The following is a 7,309-nucleotide window of genomic DNA, read 5'->3' as shown; positions in this document are numbered from 1 at the left end:
TAGAGGAAACTTTTTATGCGTTCCGGAACGTTTATTTCAGGACGCTTTCACACGGTGAAGCCCTTAAACTTTCCTACTCGATAAAAAAAGCAACGACGAGGATGGACCTGCCGCTGCCTGTTTATGACATACCGGTTCCTCCTTCCCTTAACACACGGACCGTTGAACATGACAGGGCAACACCTGTCGTTCTCAACGAGACGTTGTGAGATAGCTCTCCATCCGGGTAACGGGTGATTACGCGGATGACAGTCCTGCGTTTGTTCAACGCAGACCCAGCACGGAGGTTTTGGGTCAACCTGCCGCACTTCGGCGAATTCCCCTTTCCCACACCCGTCAACGATTCCCGATCTCAGGGGGGTACTCTTGGTTTTCGCGCCTCTACCTCACTCCATAGGGAAGTGAGGTTCATTATTCTGTTTCAAAGGGATTATATCACGCTCATACAGGAGGTTCAATTTGTTTTTTCTAAATTGTCCTCATCTTTCGGTATCCAATTTACGCAGATGACGGATAATCTCTCGGGCGAGCTTGTCGCCGATGCCAAGCTGACGGAAATCCTCTACGGTTGCCTCTCGCATTTTTTTCAGCGATCCGAAGTGCTGGAACAACAGTTTCCGCCGCTTCTCCCCGATTCCCGGAATTTCATCCAGTTGGGAGGAGAGCAGAGACTTGCTTCGCGCCTGCCGATGGAAGGTGATGGCAAAGCGGTGCACCTCGTCCTGAATACGCTGCAGCAGGTAAAACTCGTAACTGTCGCGCTTCAGTTCAACCGGCTCCGGCGGATCGCCGAACAGCAGCTGGGCCGTCTTGTGCTTGTCGTCCTTGGCCAGGCCGCACACAGGAATATAAAGTCCCAGCTCGTTTTCCAGCACGTCCATCGCCGCGCTGATTTGCCCCTTGCCGCCGTCGATCACGATCAGATCAGGCATCGGCAGATTTTCCTTCAAGAGACGGGTGTAACGGCGCCGGATCACTTCCCGCATGGACCCGTAATCGTCCGGTCCCTGCACGCTTTGAATCTTGAACTTGCGATACTCCTTTTTGTCGGGGCGTCCGTCGGTAAATACGACCATGGCGGAAACGGGTTCCGTCCCCTGGATGTTGGAGTTGTCGAACGCTTCGATCCGGTGCGGCGTGCCGATCCCCAGCACATGTCCCAGGTTGTGCACCGCCTGAATCGTGCGGGCGTCGTCTTTGGACATGAGCGCAAACTTCTCCTGCAGGGCAATCCGCGCATTTTCGTTGGCCATTTGCACCAGCTCAAACTTCTTGCCCCGCTTCGGAGTCAGTACCTTTACCCCCAGCCATTCGGCCAGAAGCTCCGGCTCGCTCTGTTCCGGCAGCAGAATCTCCTTGGGCAGCGCCTGCTGCTTGTCGTAGTAGAACTGGGTGACGAACGACATGAAGTCTTCCGCCTCTTCGCCGTAGTAGGGAAACGAGGTCGTCTCCCGCTCAATCATCTTGCCCTGCCGCATGTAAAAGACCTGAATGCACATCCAGCCTTTCTCCACGGCAAAGCCAATGATGTCGCGGTCAATGGTATCAGTGAGCGTCACTTTCTGCTTCTCCATGACGGCCTCGATGCTGCGGATCTGGTCCCGCAATTCCTTGGCCCGCTCAAACTCCATGTTTTCCGCGGCCTGCATCATCTTTTCCGTCAACTGCTGCTTCATGGCTTCGTGTCCTCCGTCGAGGAACCTGGAAATCTCCTCCACCAGACGCTGGTTTTCCGCCGGGTCAACGTCGTGCACACAAGGAGCGAGGCATTGGCCCAAATGGTAGTACAGGCACACCTGCTTTGGCATCGTCTTGCATTTGCGCAGCGGGTAGAGTCGGTCCAGGAGCTTCTTCACTTCCGAAGCGGCACCTGCATTCGCGTATGGTCCGAAATAACGCGCCTTGTCCTTTACCACTTTGCGGGTGATCTCCAAACGAGGCTGCGGTTCGTTGGTAATCTTGATGTACGGGTACGTCTTGTCGTCCTTCAGCATGACATTGTAGCGCGGATCGTGCTTTTTGATCAGGTTGCACTCCAAAATCAACGCTTCGATCGGAGACGAGACGACGATATATTCAAAATCGGCGATTTCACTGACCAAAAGCTGCGTCTTGCCGTCGTGGCTGCCGGTAAAATACGATCGCACGCGGTTTTTCAGCACTTTGGCCTTGCCGACGTAGATGATTTCTCCTTTGTCGTTCTTCATCAGGTAGCAGCCCGGCTTATCCGGCAGGACTGCCAGTTTGTCTTTCAAGGAGCTCTTCACGGCTGCCCCCTCCTTTCGTTCTCCAACCAGTAAAAAACGTGTTTCGATGAACATGGTATCACGTTTTCCACACGAAAAAAACTGCCGAACACAAGTCGACAGTTTCTTCCTCTCGTGAGGGTCATGCGTGTTTCCGACCGCCCAAATAGGCTTCTTTTACCCGTTCATCATTCAACAGCGACTCCCCGGTACCTTCGAGAACAATCTTTCCCGCCTCCAGGACGTATCCGTAATCCGCAATTTTCAACGCCTGCTTGACATTTTGCTCGACGATCAGCACAGTCGTTCCTTCGCGATTGATCTGGGTGATCACCTTGAAAATATCCGAAACGACAAGGGGAGCCAGTCCCATGGAAGGTTCGTCCAACAAAAGCAGCTTCGGTCTCGACATCAGGGCGCGCGCAATGGCCAGCATTTGCTGTTGTCCCCCTGACATCGTGCCTCCCAGCTGGTTTCGTCTCTCTTTCAAAATGGGGAACCAGGTCATCATCTTTTCCATATCCTCTTTGATCCCTGCTGGATCTTTGCGCTGAAACGCTCCCATTTCCAGGTTCTCCTGGACAGTCATTTTTCCGAGAATGGCGCGTCCTTCCGGAACCAGAGCCAAGCCCGCCTTTACGATCTTGTGCGGCTTCCATCCTTCAATCCGCTGTCCCTGAAACGTAATGGTGCCGCTTTGAGGCGACAGTTGTCCCGCAATGGTTCGCATGGTTGTCGTCTTGCCGGCGCCATTTGCCCCGATCAGGGAGACAATTTTTCCGGCGGGAACTTCAAGGGAAATTCCCTTGATGGCCTTGATTTGCCCGTACGACGTGCTGAGATTCTGTATGGTGAGCATCCTACTCCTCCTCCTTGCCGAGGTAGGCTTCAATCACATCGGGATTGGCTTGCACCTCTGCCGGTGTCCCTTCGGCGATCTTCACGCCGAAGTTGATGCAAACCACCTTTTCGCACAAGTTCATCACCAGGCCCATGTCGTGTTCAACCAGCAGCACGGTTGTGCCCCTGTCGCGAATGTTTTTGACCAGTTCCATCAATGCCTTGGTTTCACTCTCGATCATTCCCGCTGCTGGTTCATCCAGCAAAAGCAGCTTCGGCTGCGTGGCCAATGCCCGGGCGATTTCCAGGCGACGCTGCTGTCCGTAGGCCAGGGTATCAGCGCGGACATCCCGCACACCGGACAAGCCGACAAAATCGAGCAATTCCTCCGCCTTGGCATGGACCTCCCGTTCTTCTCTGCGCTGCTGCGGCGACCGTAACAGCGATGCCCAGAATCCGGCGCTCATCCGCGTATGGCAGCCCACCTTTACGTTATCCAGGGCGCTCATGTGACCAAAGAGCCGAATGTTTTGAAATGTGCGCGCCACACCCATTTCCGTGATCTTGTGGGGCTGCATTCCGTTTAGTTTCTGGCCGGCAAAGGTTACCTCTCCCGTCGTCGGTTCAAAAATGCCGGTGGCCATGTTAAAAATCGTCGTTTTCCCCGCTCCGTTTGGTCCAATCAACCCGACGATTTCCCCTTCGTTCACAGCAAACGAGACGTCACGGAGCGCTGTAATTCCGCCGAAGCTTTTTCCGATCTTCTTTAGTTCCAGCAACACGTCAGCACTCCTCCTTCGCTTCGCTTACCGCTTGTGTTGGTTTGCGGCGGCGAAAAAGGGTATGAAACGTGTCTGCCCCGATCAGACCATGCGGACGGAAAGCCATCACACCGACCATGATCGCGCCGTACATGAACATTTTGTATTCGGCCAGCCCCCGCAGCACTTCCGGCAGCGATGTAAGGACCAACGCCCCGAACAGCGGACCCCATACAATCTCGCTTCCGCCAATGACGGCAAAGGAGAGAATTTCTACCACCTTGTGATAGTTGAAATCATCGGGTGTGATCGTCGTGGTAATGTGCGCAAACAAGCCCCCGCACAAACCGGCCAATACGGAACCGATGATGAAAGCAAGCATTTTGTAGGAGGAAACAGGGAGCCCCATCGCTCTTGCCGCCGTTTCGTCCGCCTTGATCGCCTCAAAGGCGCGCCCGATCCGGGAACGATTCAATCGCAAGGTGAGGAACAGAATCAGCGAAAACAGGAACAGCAGAAAAACAAGGGTGGAGAGGGCTTTCATTTGCAAAACGGATACGCCGACAGCTTGCGCGTTGATCCCCAATGCCTTCTCCCATTCGTACAGGTAGTTGCCGATCGACTGCAAACCGGTAAGACCAAGAGCTCCGTTGGTGATCTCCAGATTGAGCAGAATGACCCGAACCACCTCGCCGAAACCAAGCGTGGCAATCGCCAAATACAACCCGTGCAATTTAAGTGTCGGCGCACCGATCAAAAGAGCAATGACACCCGCTGCCAGCGCTCCCAGTCCAACAGCAACAAAGAGCGGCAAATCCGCTTGCTTGGTCAGGATGCTGGCAGTGTACGCACCAATGCTCATAAAGCCGGCATGTCCGAGGGAAAGCTGACCGGTAGCCAGCGTGAGGTAAATGCTGATCGCCAGAATGCCGTTTAACACGATAAATGTAATGACCTGGATATTGTACGGATTCAGTAAGTCCATCTCTTGCGTCACCCCCTATACCTTGCGACCGAATAATCCCTCAGGCCTCAACAACAAGATGAGTATGATCAGTCCAAATGCGACAGCGTCCCTGTACGATGAATCCCCGTACGCCACGGAAAAGACTTCGATAATACCCAGCAGGATCCCGCATGCCATCGCACCGGGAATGCTTCCCACCCCGCCCAAAATCAGAACGGCCAAGCCTTTGAATCCCAGGGTAAGACCCATTGTCGGTATCAGTGCGGAATAGGCCATGCCGATCAGGATGCCAGCCACACCGCCAAGCGCAGAAGCGAGCATCACGGTAACGACGATCACCATGTTGGTGTTGATTCCAAGGAGATTGGCTGTATCGCTGTTTTCTGCCGTTGCCCGGATCGCTTTTCCCATTTTTGTTCGCTTGATCCAGAAGTGAAGCGCAAACATCAACACCAGGGAAATGGCCAAAATGAGGATGTCGACGCTGCGCAGCTGTACCAGCCCAAGATCAAACACTTGGTCTCCGAATGTTTGGGGAAATGCTCGCGAATCGGCTCCAAACCATTTGTGCATCGCCTCTTCCACCAAAATGGCAAATCCGATGGTGCTAATCAGCGAGGCAAGATGCGGGACATTTTTCTTTCGCAAAGGGCGCAGTGCCGTATATTCGAGAATGAGCCCCAGAACAGCGGAAATCACGACTGCTGCGAGCAATGCGGCGACGAGCGGCATCTGGCCGCTTGTCATCAGGACAAGACCGACCAGGGAGCCGAAAATAAAGATTTGCCCGTGCGCCATGTTAATGATTCCCAGGACACCGAAAATCAGTGTGTATCCCAGCGCGATCAACGAGTAGGTACTGCCCACCGTTAAGCCGTTGACGAATTGCTGCCAAAACAAACTGCCTCACCTCGCTATCGGAGTACAAACAAATTGCCCGGGCACCCCCGGGCAAATGCCGCTTTGTTGTCAATGCTGCCTTGCGCTGAAATTATTCAAATGGAACATATTTTCCGTCTTTCGCTACGACGACTACCGCATCGCCGATCGGATTCCGTTTCTCGTCAAAGGAGAGGTTGCCGGATACACCCTGGAAGTCTTTCAATTGAGCCAACTGATCGCGAAGGGCTTCGCGGTCAGCTTTTCCTGCAGCCAACAGGGACTGGGACATGATGTGCAGCGCGTCGTACGCCTGAGCTGCGAACTGATCCGGCTTTTTGCCGTATTTTGCCTCGAACGCTTTCACAAATGCTTGAACCTTGTCGTCCTTTTTCTCCGGGCTGAACGGGGTTGCGACAATCAAGCCTTCCGCAGCCGGGCCGGCAATCGCAAATACCTGCGGGTTGTTGAATCCGTTTCCGCCGAGAATTGTGGCTGTAATTCCCAGCTCGCGTGCTTTTTTCACGACCAGGGAGCCTTCTTTATACAAGGCCGAGACAAACAGCACATCCGGGTTCAATTCCTTGATCTTGGTCAATTGCGCGGAGAAATCGACGTCTCCGTTAGAGAACGTGGCTTCACCCAGATTTTCCAGACCAAGCTTTTCGGCTGTCGCTTTCATCGTTTTGAATCCGGAGACGGAAAAATCGTCATTGGATGCATAAATGAAGGCTGCCTTTTTCAAACCTTTTTTCTCTACAGCCGCTTTCATCGCAGTCGGAATGGCGATCGACTCGGGCAGGGAGTTGCGGAATACGTATTCGCCAATATCGTTGATGCCTTCCGCTGTATTGGAGATGCCAAAAATCGGTGTCTCGGCTTCATTGGCTACCGGACCGGCCGCAAACATTTCACCGGACAAGGTAGGTCCGATAATGGCAACCACCTGATCCTGGTTGATCAGCTTGTTTACCGCATTGATCGCGCTTTCCTTTTTGCCGCCCGAATCTTCAAACTGCAGCTCGATCTTCAGCTTTCCTTTATTTGCTTCATTCAGTTCGGCCAATGCCAGCTCCAAACCGTTCTTCTGCGCTTCACCGTAAGCCGCACCCGAGCCGGAAAGAAAGCTTACGACGCCAATTTTCGCAGTGATCTCCTGGCCGCCGGCACTTCCAGAGCTTGTCCCGCCGCTTGACCCGGAAGCGGGAGTTCCGCTTGAGGCAGGACTTCCGCCGCCGCATCCTGCAAGTATCATGGCCCCTATTGTTAATGTTGCAAGGGATTGAAAAAGACGTGACCTTTTCATAGTGACCTCCTTGGTTTGTACAAGTGAATAAATATTGCATTTATTCATTTTAATAAAAATTATTAGAAAATGCAAACGATTATGTCTCCCCCTCGTAAGAAAACCCAGCCGACTTTAGCTATCCTCGACCCACTCGGCGTTAGCCATCGCTGTGCCGAGTGGGGTCCCTTTCTTCGCCGGGCGGGGCCCCGAACCCTTTCCTTGTGGCTGTATTTGATGTCCAATTTTATAAATTCTACCCTGAAAATCTAAGTGACTTAGAACAGGCCTTTTTGGCAATAGCAAACTAAGCCCCCGTTGCTTCGTTTTT

The 7,309-nt window shown here is 53.2% G+C and carries 7 protein-coding genes and 1 riboswitch; of the genes, 1 reads left to right on the top strand and 6 read right to left on the bottom strand.

Annotation, left to right across the window (positions count from 1 at the left end):
* The coding region (locus ACE99V_RS19925) for a hypothetical protein (protein WP_400492951.1) at nucleotides 1–209 on the top strand (209 nt) is incomplete at its 5' end.
* Nucleotides 204–392: riboswitch (Lysine riboswitch) on the bottom strand. It overlaps the preceding gene by 6 nt.
* Nucleotides 393–479: 87 nt before the next feature.
* Here ACE99V_RS19925 and uvrC read toward each other — a convergent pair.
* The 6 genes from uvrC to ACE99V_RS19895 all read right to left on the bottom strand — a co-directional run bounded on the left by uvrC (nucleotide 480) and on the right by ACE99V_RS19895 (nucleotide 6,999).
* A complete protein-coding gene (gene uvrC / locus ACE99V_RS19920) occupies nucleotides 480–2,267 on the bottom strand; it encodes an excinuclease ABC subunit UvrC (RefSeq protein ID WP_400492950.1) in 1,788 nt (595 codons plus the stop codon).
* Nucleotides 2,268–2,388: 121 nt separating this feature from the next.
* Nucleotides 2,389–3,105, bottom strand: coding sequence for an ABC transporter ATP-binding protein (locus ACE99V_RS19915; RefSeq protein ID WP_400492949.1), 717 nt, complete (start codon nucleotides 3,103–3,105; stop codon nucleotides 2,389–2,391).
* A gap of 1 nt (nucleotide 3,106) precedes the next feature.
* A complete protein-coding gene (locus ACE99V_RS19910; RefSeq protein ID WP_400492948.1) occupies nucleotides 3,107–3,868 on the bottom strand; it encodes an ABC transporter ATP-binding protein in 762 nt (253 codons plus the stop codon).
* Nucleotide 3,869: 1 nt separating this feature from the next.
* On the bottom strand, nucleotides 3,870–4,832 hold the full coding sequence (locus ACE99V_RS19905) for a branched-chain amino acid ABC transporter permease (RefSeq protein ID WP_400492947.1): 963 nt from the start codon (nucleotides 4,830–4,832) through the stop codon (nucleotides 3,870–3,872).
* A gap of 15 nt (nucleotides 4,833–4,847) precedes the next feature.
* On the bottom strand, nucleotides 4,848–5,714 hold the full coding sequence (locus tag ACE99V_RS19900) for a branched-chain amino acid ABC transporter permease (RefSeq protein WP_400492946.1): 867 nt from the start codon (nucleotides 5,712–5,714) through the stop codon (nucleotides 4,848–4,850).
* Nucleotides 5,715–5,805: 91 nt separating this feature from the next.
* Nucleotides 5,806–6,999 (bottom strand): ABC transporter substrate-binding protein, encoded by a 1,194-nt coding sequence (locus ACE99V_RS19895; protein WP_400492945.1) that lies wholly within the window; start codon nucleotides 6,997–6,999, stop codon nucleotides 5,806–5,808.
* Between the last annotated feature and the right edge of the window lie 310 nt (nucleotides 7,000–7,309).

The sequence above is a fragment of the Brevibacillus soli genome (assembly GCF_044759095.2).
Taxonomy (GTDB): domain Bacteria; phylum Bacillota; class Bacilli; order Brevibacillales; family Brevibacillaceae; genus JBIYSM02.
This window is presented reverse-complemented; position numbering and strand designations above follow the sequence as displayed.